Genomic DNA, 18,445 nt, shown 5'->3' on the forward strand with positions numbered 1-18,445 from the left:
CGGGGATGATCCGTCGCTTACTTCTATCTTTTTCCTGCCCATAGCGTGCTCCCCGCATCCGCGGGGATGATCCGCTCTACGCATTTGTGGCCGATTGGTACAGCGAGTGCTCCCCGCATCCGCGGGGATGATCCCAACCAGTGTCGCATTTTGCTATCACATCATCTGTGCTCCCCGCATCCGCGGGGATGATCCCAGCGCCGCAGTCCTGGCCGACGCGCTCATGCAGTGCTCCCCGCATCCGCGGGGATGATCCCGACACGGACGCCCGTGGCATTCCCCTCCATCCGTGCTCCCCGCATCCGCGGGGATGATCCTCTCATGACCCGTATAGAGGGTGTGGAGCAGTCGTGCTCCCCGCATCCGCGGGGATGATCCCGTCACCATGTATGATGGCGATGAAGAACTGTTGTGCTCCCCGCATCCGCGGGGATGATCCCACAATCGCCCTCGCTTCGGGAGACCGGAGCGGGTGCTCCCCGCATCCGCGGGGATGATCCTCCAACATCGTCCATCAAGTCCAAAGCAATAACGTGCTCCCCGCATCCGCGGGGATGATCCCTGGCCTTTGCCCAGGCTTCCCTCATCGCCGACGTGCTCCCCGCATCCGCGGGGATGATCCGTATCTGTTCCCCGACCCGCAGCGGCAGCTTGCGTGCTCCCCGCATCCGCGGGGATGATCCCAACCCCATCTTGCATTACAGCGCTAGAGATGTGTGCTCCCCGCATCCGCGGGGATGATCCCATGGAAGACTGCCGGTGGCGGCCACTAGACGGGTGCTCCCCGCATCCGCGGGGATGATCCCGCATGGTCTGGCATAGGAGACTTTTTCAGCGGGTGCTCCCCGCATCCGCGGGGATGATCCTGGCCCGGTCAGCGGGTCGTCAGCACTCACCCAGTGCTCCCCGCATCCGCGGGGATGATCCCGCATCTCTGACGTGTCGGCCCTGGCCCTTGCTGTGCTCCCCGCATCCGAGGGGATGATCCCACGGTGACCATAGGATGCGAGGACCTGGCGGGGTGCTCCCCGCATCCGCGGGGATGATCCTGTGATGATCCTCTCCGATCTCCGTGGCATGTAGTGCTCCCCGCATCCGCGGGGATGATCCCAAGGAGCAGGCCATGGCCCGCACCCCGTACAGGTGCTCCCCCGCATCCGCGGGGATGATCCGGCCCTGGGTATCTGACTTTCACAATCCATTCAGTGCTCCCCGCATCCGCGGGGATGATCCCCAGCAGCGGGAGGCCGACTTCTGGCAGCCGTGGTGCTCCCCGCATCCGCGGGGATGATCCTGTATAGTGCTTGCTATGGTTTTCGGCACTGGGAAGTGCTTCCTGCATCCGCGGGGATGATTCTACGGGCGGCTTGCAGGGCATTGGGGATGATCCTGACGGAGAAGTTGCTGCTCGACCACATCGAGCATGTTCCCTGCCTCCTCGGGGATGATCTTAAGGACATCTAATGGATGCCCTCAGGTTCACCAATATGACAGGAGACGATCAGAAAATACCTGAGGATCTCATAAGAGAAAGAGCACCTAGGGATTGTGCCTGCACCCGTCGTGACAACATTCATGAGGATCTGATCGATGGTTATCCGTCGAGACATCCCCTCATCGAGAAATGGGTGAAACCGAACGCCTGGTCTGGGATTCGCTGGGTGATGCGCACAGGAGAATGATCCAATAGGATCGCATATACTACGGTACAGGCTGCGGTGGCGGCAAAAAAGAGGTGAATTTCTACGAAGTTATCGGCATGAGGCGATTCGACTGGTTCATTCCCGGGCTCCGACATACTGTTTCAATCAGTAAAAGAATCACTATTAGGAGCGTCGGCGAAGAATCCATAACCACTTCATGGTTTGAACATGAGTATGGTTTGAAGAGGATTGTTTGATTCTCTGGAGATGATCCGGCCATCTATGCGGTCAAGGACGAGAATGCTGTGCGCTCCCTGCATACGCGGGGATACTCCCATTGGCGGTGTGGCTGGTGCGGCAGTGGAAAAGTGCCCCTTGGCATCCGCGGGGACAATCCTGCAGGGGAATCGGAAGGATGCCCGCATGTTCGCAAAGTTGAGAGGAGATGAATAGTTGTGGACGAGGATTTCATGAGAAAAATGGCAACCAAGGATAAGGCCTGTAGCACTTATGACCATATTCCCCAAAAGAGGATTGATGACTATACGTCAAAGTATCCCATTACTGATGACATGGATGATGCAGAGCGCAGAGTCTGGGATTCGTTGGATGATGAGGACAGGCGAATGATCCAGTCGGATCGTACATACTATGGGACAAACTATGGTGCTGGCTTCGGCGGCGACACCAAGGTGAGTTTCTACGATGTCCTCGGCATCAGGCAGTTCGACTGATTCATCCCCGGATTCCTGTATGCTGTTGTAATCAGCAAGAGAATCGCCACTGGAGCGCTGGTGGAGAGTCCATAACCGCTTCATAGTTCGTACATGAGTGTTTGATTCTCTGGGGATGGTCCAGCCGTCTGTTCGGCCAAAAATGAGAATGCTCTGTGTCCCCAGCAGGCGCGGGGATGATCCTGCGGGGCATGGGATGGATGCCCTGCAGGTTCACAAAGATGAGAGGAGACGAATGGCCATGGATGAGGATTTCATGAGAGAAATGGCAACCAAGGACAAGGCCTGCACCACTCATGACAACATCCCCCAGGATCTGATCGACAGTTATGCGTCGAGGCATCCCATCACTGAGAAAATGGATGAAGCCGAGCGCCGGGTCTGGGATTCGTTGGATGATGAGGATAGGAGAATGATCCAGTCGGATCGCGTGTACTACGGTACAAATTACGGTACAGGCTGCGGTCCTGGTGACGAGTATGTGAGTTTCCGTGATGTCATCGGCATCAGGCAGTTCGATTGATTCATCCACCAAGCTCCCATATGCCGCTGCAATCAGCAAAAGAATCGCTATTAGAGTGCCGGGGAGAATCCATAACCGCTTCATAGTCCGTACATGAGTGTTTGATTCTCTCCAGCCGGAGTAATCGCATTGGTGTGCCCTGATTGAGGGTTTTGTCTGCTTTGTATATGACTAGCGGTAGGTGACTAGCAGGGTGTTTGAACACGGATCGTCATGGTTTTCAGATGAGCATGATCGGCTGGTCAGAAGACGCGGCCCGGGTGCTCATCGGATGCGTGGGGGATGAGTCTGGGTCTGCAGCATTTTTGGTCGCCGAAATCAGGTGTTCCTCGCTTCTGCGTGGATGGGCTGTGTCGCTTTCAGGATGACTCCATTTATCTGCTACCGTCTGGATGCCAAGTGTTTGCGAATTGTACTTTCCGCTCTTAAGCGCGGGTGCGCTGCCCGGTATAAGCTTGTAGGCGATGTGTCCACGAGCAGCGGGCTTGGAGGTGTGGTCGCCGATGGAGCAATTCGACGATGCGGATGGCGCGGAATCCGGCAGAAGCGATGCAACGGATTCCGCAGTCGTGCAACCGCACCCGGATGAGGCGACCGCAGTGAACAAGGTTTCGGCTCATCCTGAGGCGACCATTCCGGACTCTGAATACTCTCTGGCTGAGATCGAGCAGCGCCGTGCCCGCCCGGTCCGCTGGGTGGTCTTCGCGCTGGCGATTCTCTTGGCCATCGTCATTCCTTATGGATATGGGCGCTCTCTGGCCATCAACCATACCCAGGGCGTGCTCCACTATGCCTCGGTTCTGGATCCGCGCGGCATTGCCCTGATTGCCTGGACCGTGACTGTGCTGACCTTTATGGGCATCGGCATGTCCATCATCGAGTCGTCTTCCTGGTTCTGGCGGGTGGTCTTCGTGCTGAGCCTGGCTGCCGAACAGCTGATCGCCGGCCTCTGTCTGCTCAAGATGAACTTCTGGTACAGCACCTTCGTGGTCTACCAGCATCAGGCCATCCTGGCCAACGCGGCCAACTTGGGCATCATCGCGGCCGGGCTGGGCGTGGCGGTCTTTGCCGTTATTTTTGTGGCCATCCTGGTCTGCGTGCGCAAGGATTCCCCCTGGAACACGCTGACTCACAGCTGGTCGGCACTGTCCATGTTCTTCATCATTGAACTGATTGCCATCGCCATCGTCCTCTTCGGAGGCCTCATCACCGCGGCTTGAATCATAGGATCGCGAATTTACTAGGGGATGGGGGCTGATGCATATGGGCTTTACTCGGCTAATTCCCGATCCAGGCGTTTGGCTATCCGCTCGGCGTAGGAGGTATCTATGATGATTAGGCTCCCGCAGGTCACAAACAGAGCGACCAAGGGCCAGCCCATGAGGGTATGGACCCATTCGGGAAGGGTGAAGAAATCAGTGAGGAACATGAGCGGCACCAGGATGTAAACGCTGTAGCCGAGGACATGCATGGTGTAGGGGATGGTAGTTCCTGTGATGTATCGCATGCCGATCCAGTAGTTGTCGAGGGCGATTTGGAGTTCGCGGCTGCTGGCCGGGGTCATTTGGTGTTGGGGGAATTGCCGGTGGGTGGCCCAAACCCATGCGCCGACGCCGATGGCGAGGCCTAGGACGCAGCTGACGATCGCTGTGGTCCGTCGGGGCATGCCCAGGAGGACATCGCCCCCCTGGAGTGGAGGGTGCGGTCTGGAGCGGTGCCATGCGCGGGCTATTTTCAAGGCGGATATGAAGATGATGACGATCATCGCGGTGATGTATAAGGGGACGGAGTAGTGTCTTCTGTTGTATTCCCTGGCTTCCGGGGTCCGGTAGCGCATGGGGGCCTTAACGGGCTGGTTGCGGACGCGGTCCCAGTAGACGCGGGTGAACCGGTCGGGCAGGAAGCCGATGGCTTCGTAGCGCCACCATGCGGGGCGGCTGGCGTGCCAGTTCGGCGTCGGCCGTTTCCGGCGGCGGACCGGGTCCTCCCGCCGGTGATCGCGGGCGAGGGCGCGGACCTGGCGGGCGCGCAGGAGCCTGGTGACGGGGTTGTCGGGTCCCTTCCAGGCCAGGAGGCTGACCTGGTCCTGGGTGAAGATGACCAGGCCGGGGTCGGGGGTGTGGCCGACGCCGACCTCGGGCAGGGGAGCGTCGCCCCCGGGAACTACGCCGGGTCCGCAGGCAAGGCCGCCCACGGAGCAGATCCTGCCCGCGTACCATGGACCGGATGACCCGGTGGTCTGTTCGGGTGGCTGCACATACTGGCCGACCAGGCGGACCACTAGCCCGTCCTCTCCCAGACCGTCGAACCATCCGGTGCCTCTGTAGGCCCCGGATACGCTGGCAGGCCCGTCGGCCAGGACGACCAGCGAGCCCAGGGGCAGGACCTGCCCGGGCCGGGGCCGGCCGATCCTGCCGCGCCGCCGCCACACATGCCCCTGGAAGGTCTGCAGGCACAGGCCCCGCGCCAGGAGGTAGGGCGCCAGGACGCGGTCCATCAGCCGCCTCGACCTCCACGCATTGAACGACATCAACACAAACAACCAGACCAGCATCGCCGGAGAGCCTAATACGACATCTATCAATAGGTACAACATCAGTACGCCCCCACTAATGTCATCCCCGGTTTCAATCCGAGCCGCGCACATGGCAATGCAGGAGACAGCGGGAAAGCTACCATAGATTGTCCTTCATGTGGCCCCACTGTCATCTCCGTTCCCGCGATTGACGGAATCGTCGTGAAAAGCGTTGTCGGCTACTGTACCGAGGTATCCTACGACTAAACCAATTCCAGCTCCTACAATCGTACCTGGTCCAGGGGCGGCTCCTGATTCAGCACTGATAACACCACCAGAGGCAGTGAGCAGGCCATGAGCTATAGCATCTTGGGTAGCTGCCTGTTGTCAGTATGTGCCGAAGGAATCAGCAATGCCGCTCAATGATTCAAAACCGCCAGAAAGAAAATCGCCGACCATGAAAGTGTGGTTCAACGTATTCAGTTGCATAGCCTTGGCGGTTGCTTCATCAACGCATCCGTCAAGGTCGTTTTTGGTCTTCTCACCTCTATCTCTTTTATCGAGTATGTCCTATGTGACCGGTAACTGAATTAGAGATGAAGGTGGGGGTAGGAGGTTGATTTGGTGACTTCATCAAACCTTCGTTCATAGGATCGTTCCTCGGCGTTGATATATCCCATGAACACCATTTCCGTCACGTCTTGGCGGTTGAAGAAAACGATCTTGGCCGGATCAGTCATGCCATACGGGAATTGTACGGCACCATAGTCAAAGTAACCCGTTGTTCCATGCATGACTGTCAAGGGAGCGCGGGCGATGATAACCAGCAGGGTACCCGGGTCTCTTCTGGTTTTCACCACGGATCCCAAAGGAAGAATGGTATTTTCTGATTTGATGGAGTTCTGCTCGGATTGTTTCATTAGGTGCCCTCTTTGGTGGATGAATGAAGTTACATTCCTTCAACTTCTCTAACAACCTATGGCAGGACTACATGTAAATCACGGTCGGTTCGTGCAACACAGTGCGACATTTTCGCTACATCGGAGTGAAGTGACTCATTTCTCATTGGCGCCAATCCAATTTTCGCTGCGCTTTCCTCCACTTTGTTGATTCCCTCACTGTTCGCTTGGTCCGCAAAATGTGTATAATGGACTTTTGGCGTGTTTCGCCCGCGGATCGAGAGCGCTTCAGCATAGGGCTGGTGCACCGCGTAACGGAAGAATGCAAGAGGAGGAGCCGTGGCTCTTACGAGTGAGCAGAAGCAGGCAATCGTCAAGGAATACGCGACCCACGAGGGTGACACCGGTTCCCCCGAGGTCCAGGTGGCTCTGCTGAGCAAGCGCATCTCCGACCTGACCGAGCACCTCAAGCAGCATCAGCACGACCATCATTCGCGTCGCGGCCTGCTGCTCATGGTCGGCCATCGTCGCCGGTTGCTGGATTACCTCAAGAAGGTGGACATCAACCGCTACCGTTCCCTGGTGGAGCGTCTTGGACTACGCCACTAATATGCATGCTTTCGCCCGGGCCTAGCGCTCGGGCGCTTTTGCATGACTGAACCAGGCACCGTTGACCCCGGGATGGGGTTGCAGAAGATGGTGCTGAATTGAAATGCAAGGTTGGTCCGCAAGGAATGAAGATAGCCGGACATGGGGTTCGGCAGGACCAGACCGAAGTTCAAGGATCTCCGGCAGTCAATTGATGCCGAGCATCCTGACATCAGGTAGTAAACAAGCAGTAAACAAAAGGAGGAACCCTATGGAGGGTCCCGAAATCACGGCTGTAGAAGCCAGGATCGATAACGGATCATACGGCAAGCGCACGGTGCGCTTCGAGACAGGTCGTCTCGCCCAGCAGGCGGATGGGGCAGTAGCCGCCTATCTTGATGACGATTCCATGGTGCTGTCCACCACCACCGCCGGGTCCAGCCCCAAGGAGAACTACGACTTCTTCCCGCTGACCGTTGATGTGGAAGAGAAGATGTACGCCGCGGGCAAGATCCCCGGCTCCTTCTTCCGCCGCGAGGGTCGGCCCTCCAACGAGGCCATCCTGGCCTGCCGGTTGATTGACCGCCCCCTGCGCCCCCTCTTCCCGCACACCCTGCGCAACGAGGTCCAGGTCGTGGAGACCATCCTGGCTGTCAACCCCGAGGATGCCTACGACGTGCTGGCCCTGAACGCGGCTTCCGCCTCCACCCTCATCTCCGGTCTGCCCTTCGAGGGCCCGGTCTCGGGTCTGCGCCTGGCCCTGATCGATGGTCAGTGGGTGGCCTTCCCCCGCTGGAGCGAGCGCGAGCGCGCTGTCTTCGAGCTGGTCGTGGCCGGTCGTGTGGTCGAGGGCGGGGACGTCGCCATCGCCATGATCGAGGCAGGCGCCGGCAAGAACGCCTGGAGCCTGATCTATGACGAGGGCCAGATCAAGCCCGACGAAGAGGTGGTCGCCCAGGGTCTTGAGGCTGCCAAGCCCTTCATCAAGGTTCTGTGCGAGGCCCAGAGCGAGCTCAAGGCCAAAGCCGCCAAGCCCACCAAGGAGTTCCAGCTCTTCCCCGAGTACACCGACGAGCTCTATGAGCGCATCGACCAGGTGGCTCATGCCGACCTGGACCAGGCCCTCTCCATCGCGGAGAAGCTGCCCCGCCAGGAGCGCATCCACGAGATCAAGGAGAAGGTCCGCGAGGCTCTGGCTGACGAGTTCACCGACATGGACGAGGCCGAGAAGGACAAGGAGCTGGGCAACGCCTTCAAGGAGCTCCAGCGCCAGATTGTCCGCCGTCGCATCCTGACCCAGGACTACCGCATTGACGGCCGCGGCCTGCGCGACATCCGCACCCTGTCCGCCGAGGTGGACGTGGTGCCTCGCGTGCATGGCTCCGCCCTCTTCCAGCGTGGTGAGACCCAGGTGCTGGGCGTCACCACCCTGAACATGCTGAAGATGGAGCAGACCATCGACGCCCTGTCCGGCCCCACCACCAAGCGCTACATGCACAACTACGAGATGCCGCCCTATTCGACCGGCGAGACCGGCCGCGTGGGGTCGCCCAAGCGCCGCGAGGTGGGCCATGGCAACCTGGCCGAGCGCGCGCTGATCCCGGTTCTGCCCAGCCGAGAGGAGTTCCCCTACGCCATCCGTCAGGTTTCCGAGGCCATCGGCTCCAACGGATCCACCTCCATGGGCTCCGTCTGCGCCTCCACCCTGTCCCTGCTGGCTGCCGGCGTGCCCCTGAAGGCACCTGTGGCGGGCATCGCCATGGGTCTGGTCACAGGCGAGGTCGACGGTCGGCCCACCTACAAGACCCTGACCGACATTCTGGGCGCCGAGGATGCCTTCGGCGACATGGACTTCAAGGTGGCCGGCACCTCCGAGTTCATCACCTCCCTGCAGCTGGACACCAAGCTGGACGGCATCCCCGCCGACATCCTGGCCGCCGCCCTGCAGCAGGCCAAGGAAGCCCGGGCCACCATCCTGGACGTGATCAACGAGTGCATCGACGGGCCTGCCGAGATGAGCCCCTATGCGCCGCGCATCATCACCACCCAGGTTCCGGTTGACAAGATCGGTGAGGTCATCGGACCCAAGGGCAAGATGATCAACCAGATCCAGGAGGACACCGGTGCCGACGTCTCCATCGAGGACGACGGCACGGTCTACATCGCCTCCGAGGGCGGCGAGGCAGCGGCCAAGGCCAAGGAGGTCATCGACCAGATCGCCAACCCGCACGTGCCCGAGGCGGGGGAGACCTTCAACGGCAAGGTGGTCAAGATCACCAGCTTTGGCGCCTTCGTCAACCTGACCCCTGGCACCGACGGGCTTCTGCACATCTCGCAGATTCGCAACCTGGCCAACGGCGAGCGCATCGACTCCGTGGAGGACGTCCTCAAGGAGGGCGACACCGTCGAGGTCATCGTCCAGGGTGTGGACGACCGCGGCAAGATCTCCCTGGCCATCCCCGGCTTCGAGGATCAGGAGTCTGCAGGCGGCCGTGATCGTGGCGGCCGCACAGACCGTCGTGACCGTGGCGGTGATCGTCGTGAGCGTGGCGGACGTGGTGACCGTGATCGTCGTGATCGCCGCAGTCGTTCCTCCGACCGTGAGGATCGGTATGAGGCCCCGCGCCGTTCCCGTTCCGAGCGTGATGATCGCTACTACGACGACGAGGACCAGGAGGATCGTCCCCGGCACCGTCGTCAGAGCCGCGACCGTGACTATGAGGATGGCGGAGACTGGTTCGAGGACGAGGACCGTGGCTCACGCCGCGATCGTCGCCGGGTCTCCCGCGATGATGATGAGGATCGTGGCGGCCGGGGCCGTGGCGAGCGTCGTGGCCGTGGCGACCGCGGCGGTCGTCATGAGCGTCGCTCTTCCGGACGTGGCGGCTACCGTGGCCGCAGGGAGAATCCGCGCTACGCTGCCGACGAGCACTACGACGAGTACCGGGCCGACCGGGAGGAGCGCTCAGAGCGTCCCCGTCGCCGCGTACGCAGGGACTTCGATCCCTTCGACAGTGAGGACTGATTCCCACTGATGCCGGGACCCCGTTCCATTGGACGGGGTCCCGTTTTTGTCTCTTCTGAATTTAGTGAGAGAATTATGGCATGTCCGTATCAATGATCGTGCTCATCATCATCGTTTTGCTGGTCGTGTTGCTGGTCATCTGGGGAATCGGTATCTACAACGGTTTGGTCAACTTGCGCAACCGGGTGGCCAATGGCTGGGCCCAGATTGACGTCCAGCTCAAGCAGCGTGCCGACCTGGTGCCCAACCTGGTCCAGACGGTCAAGGGCTACGCCTCACACGAGTCCACCGTCTTGGAGGAGGTGACCAAAGCCCGTGCCGACGTGGCCCAGGCCCAGGCCCAGACGGCTGGCGGAGACCAGATGCAGGCCCGTGCTGATGCTGAGCAGCGGCTGGGTCAATCCTTGGTCACTCTGATGGCCCGGGCGGAGGCCTACCCTGAGCTCAAGGCCAACCAGAACTTCCTGGACTTGCAGCGTCAGCTCAAGGACCTGGAGGACAAGATCGCCTACGCCAGGCAGTTCTACAATGATGTGGTTCAGAAGTTCAACACCCGCATCGAGACGGTCCCCTCAAACATCATCGCATCCCTCTTCCACTTTCGTCAGGCCCAGTACTTCCAAGCCGACGAGGGCAGCCGCCAGGCGCCAGTTGTGGACTTCGGACAGTGAACGCCCCAGCAGCCTCCTCCGGGAAGGCGGCCTCGAATCATCCCTCCTCGGGCCATCCCTCTTGGAGCACCTCACGCTTTCTCGGGGCCTTGGCGCTGGCTCTGGTGGCAGTCTTGGTGACGTGCCTCGCTGTCCTGTATATCTCCAACAGGAATCGTCCCGACCTGGTATACGATTCGGTGGATTATGATGTCCAGGTCCTGGATAATGGGGATTTGCGTATCAGTCAGACCCTGACTGTCACCATGAATTCCCGCGAGGACGACCACGGCAAAAAACGCCCTTGGCGGGAGCTCTACCAGCGCTATCAGATCAAGCCTGACCGGCTGACCGGCATAAGCGACGTAAGCGTGACTGACCTGACTAATGGCTCCACATACAGGCAGACCAACCCGCTAAAGTATCCTGATGATGTCAAGTACATTCACGACTGGGACAAGAACTGGGCTGGCACCTGGTATATGGGCATGGTCTCGGATTGGAAGCTGAAATCCTACAAGCCGGGCGATGCGGGCCAAGGGTCCGCCTGCGGCGATCAGGGGAATCAATGCCAGGTGGAGCTGGGCTGGAACATTCCACAGACTGCCAAGGATTCAGGTCGGCGCTTCCGCATCGACATGACCTTCCACGGGGTCACCACTGCCCATCCCGATGTGGCCGAATTCCAATGGGAGCCCGTGGGCGACACCAACCAGATTCCCGTTGAGCATGTGAGCGCCAATGTCAAGCTGCCCAAGCAGACAGGAACGGAGAAGGGCAAGGACGCGAAGGCCTGGCTGCACTTCGCTGGCAGGGGTTCCTACGATGTGGTAGATGACAGCCGTATCCGATTCTCCGCAGACCACATCAAGCCGGGCCAGCATCTGGATTTGGTGGTGCTCTTCGATGCGGGGAGGACTTCCTCGGTGGTCAGGACCGATTCTCAGCCGGCACGCGACCGTATTGTTGGGCAGGAGCGTCCGCAGTACGAGCGCTGGCACGCTGAGCAGACCAGACGGGCGCGGATCGCACTCTTGACGGGCGTCTTGGTACTCTTGGCTGCTATCGGGCTGATTGCAGTGATGCTTTGGCATGCCTTCCGCAATTATGGAGACTCCCAGTACCAAGGCGATATCATCTACTACCGTCAGCCTCCTGATCTGTCACCCGCCGTGGCCGCCGTTATCAACGATGTGATGCTGACCCGAGAATCCCCTATTGGCAGGCAATTGTCAGCAACCATTCTCTCCCTGGCCTCCAAGCGGGCCATCGCTCTTGTTCCCGTCAAGTATGAGGACCGGGCGAGTTTCGGCGAAGGATCCGTGACCACCCAGGTGAGGAGCTTGCTGCTTAAAGGCAAACAGCAGTCCATGGAGGTGGTCATCAATCCGGTCTGCAGCAAGGATCGAGCATCCCTGGCCCTGTCCTCAAGCGAGGAAGCCTGCCTGAGCATGCTGGAAGGTGCCTCCACTCTGATAGGCTCCGAGAATAAACGCTTCGACCTGTATGAGATGATTGCGCTCTTCGCCAAGACTGAATCCGATAATGGCAGGGCCTACCTGGATGCTTTCTACCAGGCTGTCGAGTATGAGACCAACAATGCCGACCTGCGCGCCTATCGTCATAATGTAGGGATCTTTGCCTTCCTGGCTGTGCTCTTGGCTGCTTTCATTCTGTTGGCCGGATTCCTGCCGGGCACCGTACTGGTACGTGCGCCCTTGGCTATGCTTCTGGTGGCTGTGGTGACATTCTCCTTGCGCTATAACTGTTGGCGGGTGCTGAGCAGGAATGGACAGCCCATGGCCGGGCAGGTGTCGGGACTTCGGCGCTATCTGCTTGACTTCAGCGATTTTAGCCACCGGGGTGTGGAGGATCTGGTGCTCTGGGACCGTTACCTGGTTTACGCTACGGCCTTCGGCATAAGCGACCGGGTCGTCGCTCAGCTGGCACAGGACAGCCCTGAACTGATCGACTCCGACTGGCTGAATGACAATGCGCGCGGCAGCCTGCTCTACTGGACCTTCCTGCCTTACAGTCAGAATGATGCGGCGGCTTCCTCCCTGAGTGACCCTGAAGCATTGGCTGTCAATTCAGCGCTCGGCCAAGGTGGCGTGATTGATTTGGGTACTCAATTGACCCAGGGACTCGACCAGATTGGCGGCCTGATTGGCATGGCCAGCGGCAACGGCTCTGGCAGCGTTATTGGTGGGTTTGGCGACGGCGGTGGCTCCTTCGATGGTGGCGGCGGTGGTTCCGGTGGCGGATCCTTCGGCGGCCGCTGAGACCGGGCCGCCAGTTAAGCTCGATGGGAGGCCGGCGGTGTCGAAGCCGGCCTCAATCTACAAGACGGGAGTACATGCATGACATCGTCGATGCGGGCCTTGGGGCCCTTTACTACGACAGCGGTCGGACTGGGTTGCATGGGATTGTCCATCGAGGGCAAACCGGACCAGGCAACGGCCATCGACGTCATCCACCAGGCCCTGGATGCCGGTTGTCGACATCTGGATACCGCCTGGTCATACTACGAATCGGGCGGCCCCGAACAGACCAACGAGCGACTGGTTCGCCAGGCTTTGGACTCCTGGAAGGGCCCCCGTCAGGACGTGCTGGTGGCCACCAAGGTTGGGCACTACCGCAACTTCACTGACGGGCGACCCACTTGGGCTGTGGATGGTCGGCCGGAGAGCCTGATCCGGCACGCCAAGGAGTCCGCTCAGGCCCTGGGCGTGGACACCATTGACCTGCTCTATATGCACCGTCCTGACCCCCAGGTGCCCTACCAGGAGTCGTTGGAGGCCATGGCTGAGCTGGCCAAGCAGGGCGTGGCCCGGACCCTGGGTGTCTCCAACGTAGATATTGAGCGGATGGACCTGGCTCGCAAGATTCTGGGCGATGACCTCGTAGCCGTGCAGAACCAGTTCTCACCCACCTTCACCAGCTCCCGCCAGGAGCTGGACCATGCGGCTGAACTGGGTCTGGCCTTCGTCTGCTGGAGCCCCCTGGGAGGCTTCCGAGCACCCAAGGACGAAACTCGTTATGATGCCTTCCGGCAGGTGGCCCAGGAGCGCGGCGTCTCCCACCAGCGCGTGGTCCTGGCCTGGGAACTGTCCCAGAACAGCAACGTCTTTGTGGTTCCCGGGGCTCACAGGGCGGCCACCATTCTGGATTCCCTACAGGCGGCTGACATGGAACTGAGCGAGGACGAGATGGACCGCCTGAACCGGGCGGCGACTGCATGAGTCCCAAGCCTGAACCAAGAGAGCAGGGCACCCAGAGCGCTCAGGGCCAAGCCTGGGATCGGGAACGGACCCTACTGGACAGCAGTTCCCTGCCGTCACTGGACGATCAGGGCCGGCCGATCCCGGTCACCATTCCCATAGCCCTGGCGCCTGGGATCAAAGTGGTCTACACCACCAGGCTGGGCGGGGTCTCCTCGGGCGATTATGCCCAGCTGAATCTCGGCGGCAAGGGGGGCGACGACCCGCAGGCGGTGGCTGCCAACCGTCAGGCCCTGGGCCGCCAGCTGGACCGTCCCATGGTCCTGGTGGATCAGGTTCATTCAGCCAAGGTCTGGGACGCTGACCAGGGTCAGCCCCAGGGGCGCTGCGAAGCCGATGCGCAGGTGACCACCCGTCGTGACCTGGCCCTGGGCATCTTCGCGGCCGATTGCCTCCCCGTGCTGCTGGCCGACCCGCAGGCCGGCGTGATGGGTGCGGCGCATTGCGGTCGTCGTGGTCTGGTGGCCGGTGTCATTCCGGCCACAGTCAAGGCCATGGCCGACAAGGGCGCCGACCCCTCCAGGATCGTGGCAACGCTGGGGCCTCGGATCTGCGCAGACTGCTATCAGGTGTGTTCGAACCTGGCTGATGACTTCGAGAAGCGCTTCCCCGGCGCATCCGGACCATGTCGATTCGGCGGAATCGCCATCGACATCGCCGCTGCAGCCAGGATGGAACTGAAGGCGGCAGGAGTGACCCGTATCGTAGATTCCGCCCCCCGGGTCGGTGCCGCCACCAGCTACCTGCGTCAGGATCCGGACCTGGAAGAGCTCTGCAGCCATGACAGTGAGGGTCCCTCCCTGTCGAAGCGTCTTGAGGATCTGCGCCGACCCTTGTGCACTCTGGAGAATCCGCTCTGGTACTCCCACCGCCGGGCCTCGCTGGCCAGCAAGGCGGGGGAGGGGCGCATGCTGGCCCTTATCCTGGCCGACGACTGATGCAGCATGTTGATTGATCCGGCTTCCGGCAGCTGGAGCAGGCCTCGGGTGCAGATGTTCGGTGCAGATAGCGCCGGGCCTGCGCCCCTTCCTCTCCTCGCGTGAGTACCGTTGAGTCTATGAGTGAGAGCAGAGCATCAGCAGCCCCGTCCGAGGTCAGTCAGGATAACGCCGAGCCAGAGGAGCAGATTCAGCCAGTTGTGGCGGTGATTCTGGCAGCCGGGCTGGGCGTTCGGTTTGACGAGAGCAACCCCAAGCAGCTGGTGCAGGTGGGCGGCAAACCCATCATCGCCTGGTCAATTGATGCCTTCCAGTTCAATGCCCGGGTCACCGACATCCTGGTCGTGGTCAACGATCGGGTGCGGGAGGCTGTCGAGGCCATCGTGGGCGACGACACCTACGACAAGGTCCGCACGGTCATCCAGGGCGGCATCGAGCGCATGGACAGCACAGAGGCGGCCCTGCAGACCCTGGCCGAAGCGGAGATCCCCCAGGATGCCAAGCTGCTCATCCACGACGCGGTACGTCCCTTCGTCAGCCAGGAGTCCATCAATGGCTGCATCGATGCCTTGGATACCTTCAACGCCGCTACCGTGGCCTTGGCTTCGACCGACACCATGCTGATGGCCGGCGACCTGGGCGAGCGCAAGGTGGTCCGTAAAGTGCCCGACCGAGACAACATGTTCCGGGCCCAGACCCCGCAGGCCTTCCGTTTCAGCACCCTCCGCAAGGCCTACGACCTGGCCGCCGCAGACCCCGACTTCCATCCCACCGACGACACCCGGGTGGTGGTGGATCGCCTGCCCGAGGAGCCGGTGGCCATCGTGGCCGGCAGCGTGACCAACATGAAGATCACCCTGCCTTCGGACGTGCCCATGGCTGAATGGATAGCGCGCTCCCTGGCCGGGTGAAGTCCTGTGTACCATGGGGCACATGGAGCAGATCAAGGTCATCGTCGCCGGATACGATCATTACGAGGGTGTTGATGTCAACCCTTCCTATCAGGTCTCACAGGCTTTGGCCGAGCATGGCATGGAAGGCATGCGGCCAGTCGGCCCCACCGAGGAGGATCCCTTGGAGGGCGTGGATCTGGCTATTTCCTCCGTTACCATGCCTGTCAGCTTCGCCAAGGCCTGGCCCATCCTGCATGAGGCCATAGAGCGCGTGCGCCCTGATATCATCATCGCCACAGGGCTCAAGCGTCGGGCTCGTGGCATCGCCATGGAGCGCTGCGCCGTCAACCTCAAGGAGGACGACGCTGACGATCGTGAAACCCTGGGGGAGCAGGAGTCTCGAGATACCGTCCCTCTTGCCAGCCGCCAGCCCATCGACCCCCAGGGCCCGGCCGCCTACTGGACCCGACTGCCGCTGAGGGCCATCCTGCACGACTTCGGCACCTGCGGCATTCCTGCCACACTGAGCTCGGACGCGGGCACCTATGTCTGCAACGCGCTCTTCTACAACCTGCTGGCATGGGCTGCAGGACACAAGGATGTCCTGGCCGGGTTCGTCAGCCTTCCCCTGGTCAACGAAAGCGGCGGTCAGGAGTGCGGCCTGCCCCTGGATCAGCAGATACAGGCTGTGCGCGAGGTGGTCAATGAGACCATTCGCTACTATCGCAGGCCCTCCTCCAGTCCCATTCTCATTGCCTGAGACCCGTATGTAAGGCCAATGTGTCGGCGGCAGGTCAGACGGCGACTTTAGGCCGGTCATGGGGTAGAGTCGAGGTAAATCCACCGGACCGAAGACATTTCTGTCACGGGCCGGCATGTCCTGGTGGCGAAGAGGAGTGTTTCCATGGCCGAAGATCAGTTTCCCGTTGTCCTGCGAGGCTATGACAAGGAGCGGGTCGACCAGGCCTTGGCGGCCTCGCGGAGCAATCTAGCCCGGTTGCGTCAGCAGATCAAGGCCGATGACGATCGCATTCTGAAGCTGGAGGCGGAACTCCAGGAGGTCAAGTCCCGCAAGGCCGAACAGCCGCGCAACTCCTTTGCTTCACTTGGAGCCAACGCCCAGCAGCTGCTGGCCTCGGCCGAACAGACCAGCACCGAGCTGCTCAATCGCGCCAAGCAGGATGCGGCATCCACCAAGACCTCCGCCCAGGAGAAGGCGACGACCCTGGTCAACGAGGCTCAGCTTGAAGCCAAGCACATTGTGGACGAGGCCAACGCCAAGGCCAAGTCCATCGTTGAGGCCGCCAACGACGAAGCCAGGACCGTCACCACCACCGCCAAGCAGCAGAGCGAACAGAACAAGGCTGCAGCCGATAAGGTGGTGGCCGAACGTCGTCAGGCTCTGGATCTGGAGCTGCAGAACTCCCGCGAGGAGCATGAGAAGCGTCTGGCAACCAGCAAGGCCACCCAGGACAAGGAGCTGTCCGAACAGAAGGCCAAGGCTGCCAAGGAGATTGCCGACAAGCGGCGCAAGAGCGACGAGGAGATCGCCAAGCTCAAGAAAGAGGCCAACGATCAGATTCAGAAGGCCCTGGCCGAGGCCAACAAGAAGCTGGCCGACGTGCGCGAGCAGGTCTCCAAGAGCCTGAATGACGCCCGCAGGCAGGCTTCGGAGATCACCGACAAAGCCAAGTCCGAGGCCCAGCAGATCGTGGATGAGTCCAAGGTCACCAGCGCCGAGACCATGGCCAAGGTCAACGCGGAGGCCGAGCAGGTCCGCTCCGACATCGCCGCTCAGCAGGAGGATGCCACCAAGAAGGTGGGCGAGCTGCTCAAGAGCCTGGAGGAGCGTCGGGTAAAGACCGAGAAGGAGACCCAGGAGCTGATTGAACAGGCCAAGGCCACCCGAAAGGATGCCGATTCGTTCGCCTCCTTCAAGCGGGAGGAGTCCGAGCGCAAGGCCAACCAGTTGCTGGAGGAGGCCAAGCAGCGCGCCCAAACCGAGATCGAGGACCAGCGCAAGGCCGCCCAGGCCGAGCTTGACGGGCTCAAGGACCACATCGCCAAGCTGCAGCACCGGGAGGCCACCATTACCGCTCGGGTCGACGAGCTGCGGAACATCTTCTCCAAGTCCTTCGGCAACTTCGACGGCTTCCATGATGAGGCTGTGGTCAATGACCAGGACGAGGGGCAGGCGCCCAGCGTGCCCGTGGTCAATGCTGTGCCTGCCGCGGATCCGCTGCCGGCCCCTGCTTCGTCGGCTTCGGCGGCATCCTCGGAGGCTGAAGACGAGGATCAGGCCGTCGATCAGCCCCTTGCCGATGCCCAGGCAGAAGCCCCTCAGACATCAGTCGATCCGGTAGCAGTCAGCCAGTCAGCCGATGGTGCGGCAACTGATTCCGACAGTAATTCCGGGGATGATGCCAGCGCGGCTGAGGCTGCGGCTGTCAGGTCCTCAGCCAATATGCCTACTCAGGTTCTGCCCTCTCCGGCGCCGAGCGCCCTTCCCGATACATCCGCCCAGGCCGATGACGCGCCGGCCCAGGATGAGGCCGGACAGGTGGAGAAGGCAGTCACCGATCAGGAAACTACGGTTATCCCGCCCATCAACGACGACGCTACCCCGACCGATCGGGACTGATCAGCAAAGGACATTGTCCGTCGGGGCCGGGTTGCAGGCATGGTCTGCGATCCGGCCCTGTCGTTCCGCCTTGCTTGGAAGTTGGGTGGCCGTCAATCTCGACCAGAACACCTGC

14 protein-coding genes and 1 CRISPR repeat array (1 of these 15 cut by a window edge) are annotated in these 18,445 nt (G+C 61.0%); of the genes, 12 read left to right on the plus strand and 2 right to left on the minus strand.

The genetic code is table 11. The features are described from left to right. Nucleotides 1–1,357: direct repeats of the CRISPR family, unit length 28 nt; unit sequence GTGCTCCCCGCATCCGCGGGGATGATCC (it extends 1,846 nt beyond the left edge of the window). A 741-nt stretch (nucleotides 1,358–2,098) separates the two neighbouring features. From ACUIAH_RS07745 to ACUIAH_RS07755, 3 genes are all read left to right on the plus strand, one after another. Next, nucleotides 2,099–2,377, plus strand: coding sequence for a hypothetical protein (locus ACUIAH_RS07745; RefSeq protein ID WP_081709230.1), 279 nt, complete (start codon nucleotides 2,099–2,101; stop codon nucleotides 2,375–2,377). 256 nt (nucleotides 2,378–2,633) lie between these two features. Continuing rightward, nucleotides 2,634–2,900, plus strand: a complete 267-nt coding sequence (locus tag ACUIAH_RS07750; protein ID WP_229131898.1) for a hypothetical protein — start codon at nucleotides 2,634–2,636, stop codon at nucleotides 2,898–2,900. Nucleotides 2,901–3,403: 503 nt separating this feature from the next. Beyond that, nucleotides 3,404–4,120: a hypothetical protein gene (locus ACUIAH_RS07755; RefSeq protein ID WP_445340897.1), complete on the plus strand. Its 717-nt coding sequence runs from the start codon at nucleotides 3,404–3,406 to the stop codon at nucleotides 4,118–4,120. Nucleotides 4,121–4,170: 50 nt separating this feature from the next. Here ACUIAH_RS07755 and ACUIAH_RS07760 read toward each other — a convergent pair whose 3' ends face one another. After that, on the minus strand, nucleotides 4,171–5,397 hold the full coding sequence (locus tag ACUIAH_RS07760; RefSeq protein ID WP_445340898.1) for a hypothetical protein: 1,227 nt from the start codon (nucleotides 5,395–5,397) through the stop codon (nucleotides 4,171–4,173). Between the two features lie 608 nt (nucleotides 5,398–6,005). Then, nucleotides 6,006–6,335, minus strand: coding sequence for a DUF4176 domain-containing protein (locus ACUIAH_RS07765; RefSeq protein WP_313835932.1), 330 nt, complete (start codon nucleotides 6,333–6,335; stop codon nucleotides 6,006–6,008). Between the two features lie 318 nt (nucleotides 6,336–6,653). On the opposite strand from ACUIAH_RS07765, the gene rpsO reads away from it, so the two are divergent. The 9 genes from rpsO (at nucleotide 6,654) to ACUIAH_RS07810 (ending at nucleotide 18,330) form a co-directional block, all read left to right on the plus strand. Beyond that, the gene (rpsO, locus tag ACUIAH_RS07770; protein ID WP_024626835.1) at nucleotides 6,654–6,923 is read left to right on the plus strand and encodes a 30S ribosomal protein S15; all 270 of its coding nucleotides are present in this window, start codon (nucleotides 6,654–6,656) and stop codon (nucleotides 6,921–6,923) included. 250 nt (nucleotides 6,924–7,173) lie between these two features. Continuing rightward, a complete protein-coding gene (locus tag ACUIAH_RS07775; protein WP_445340899.1) occupies nucleotides 7,174–9,927 on the plus strand; it encodes a polyribonucleotide nucleotidyltransferase in 2,754 nt (917 codons plus the stop codon). An 80-nt stretch (nucleotides 9,928–10,007) separates the two neighbouring features. Beyond that, nucleotides 10,008–10,598, plus strand: coding sequence for a LemA family protein (locus tag ACUIAH_RS07780; protein ID WP_313838346.1), 591 nt, complete (start codon nucleotides 10,008–10,010; stop codon nucleotides 10,596–10,598). After that, nucleotides 10,595–12,859 (plus strand): DUF2207 family protein, encoded by a 2,265-nt coding sequence (locus ACUIAH_RS07785; RefSeq protein WP_445340900.1) that lies wholly within the window; start codon nucleotides 10,595–10,597, stop codon nucleotides 12,857–12,859. The genes ACUIAH_RS07780 and ACUIAH_RS07785 overlap by 4 nt, the downstream gene beginning before the upstream one ends. A gap of 78 nt (nucleotides 12,860–12,937) precedes the next feature. Then, nucleotides 12,938–13,819 (plus strand): aldo/keto reductase, encoded by an 882-nt coding sequence (locus tag ACUIAH_RS07790; RefSeq protein WP_445340901.1) that lies wholly within the window; start codon nucleotides 12,938–12,940, stop codon nucleotides 13,817–13,819. Continuing rightward, nucleotides 13,816–14,796, plus strand: a complete 981-nt coding sequence (locus ACUIAH_RS07795) for a polyphenol oxidase family protein (RefSeq protein ID WP_445340902.1) — start codon at nucleotides 13,816–13,818, stop codon at nucleotides 14,794–14,796. Before ACUIAH_RS07790 ends, ACUIAH_RS07795 begins: the two co-directional genes overlap by 4 nt. Nucleotides 14,797–14,915: 119 nt before the next feature. Next, nucleotides 14,916–15,707, plus strand: coding sequence for an IspD/TarI family cytidylyltransferase (locus ACUIAH_RS07800; RefSeq protein WP_445340903.1), 792 nt, complete (start codon nucleotides 14,916–14,918; stop codon nucleotides 15,705–15,707). Nucleotides 15,708–15,729: 22 nt separating this feature from the next. Then, nucleotides 15,730–16,449 (plus strand): pyroglutamyl-peptidase I family protein, encoded by a 720-nt coding sequence (locus ACUIAH_RS07805; protein ID WP_445340904.1) that lies wholly within the window; start codon nucleotides 15,730–15,732, stop codon nucleotides 16,447–16,449. Between the two features lie 144 nt (nucleotides 16,450–16,593). Next, the gene (locus tag ACUIAH_RS07810; protein WP_445340905.1) at nucleotides 16,594–18,330 is read left to right on the plus strand and encodes a cell division protein; all 1,737 of its coding nucleotides are present in this window, start codon (nucleotides 16,594–16,596) and stop codon (nucleotides 18,328–18,330) included. Nucleotides 18,331–18,445: the final 115 nt, after the last annotated feature.

Source organism: Bifidobacterium sp. ESL0820 (assembly GCF_052606235.1).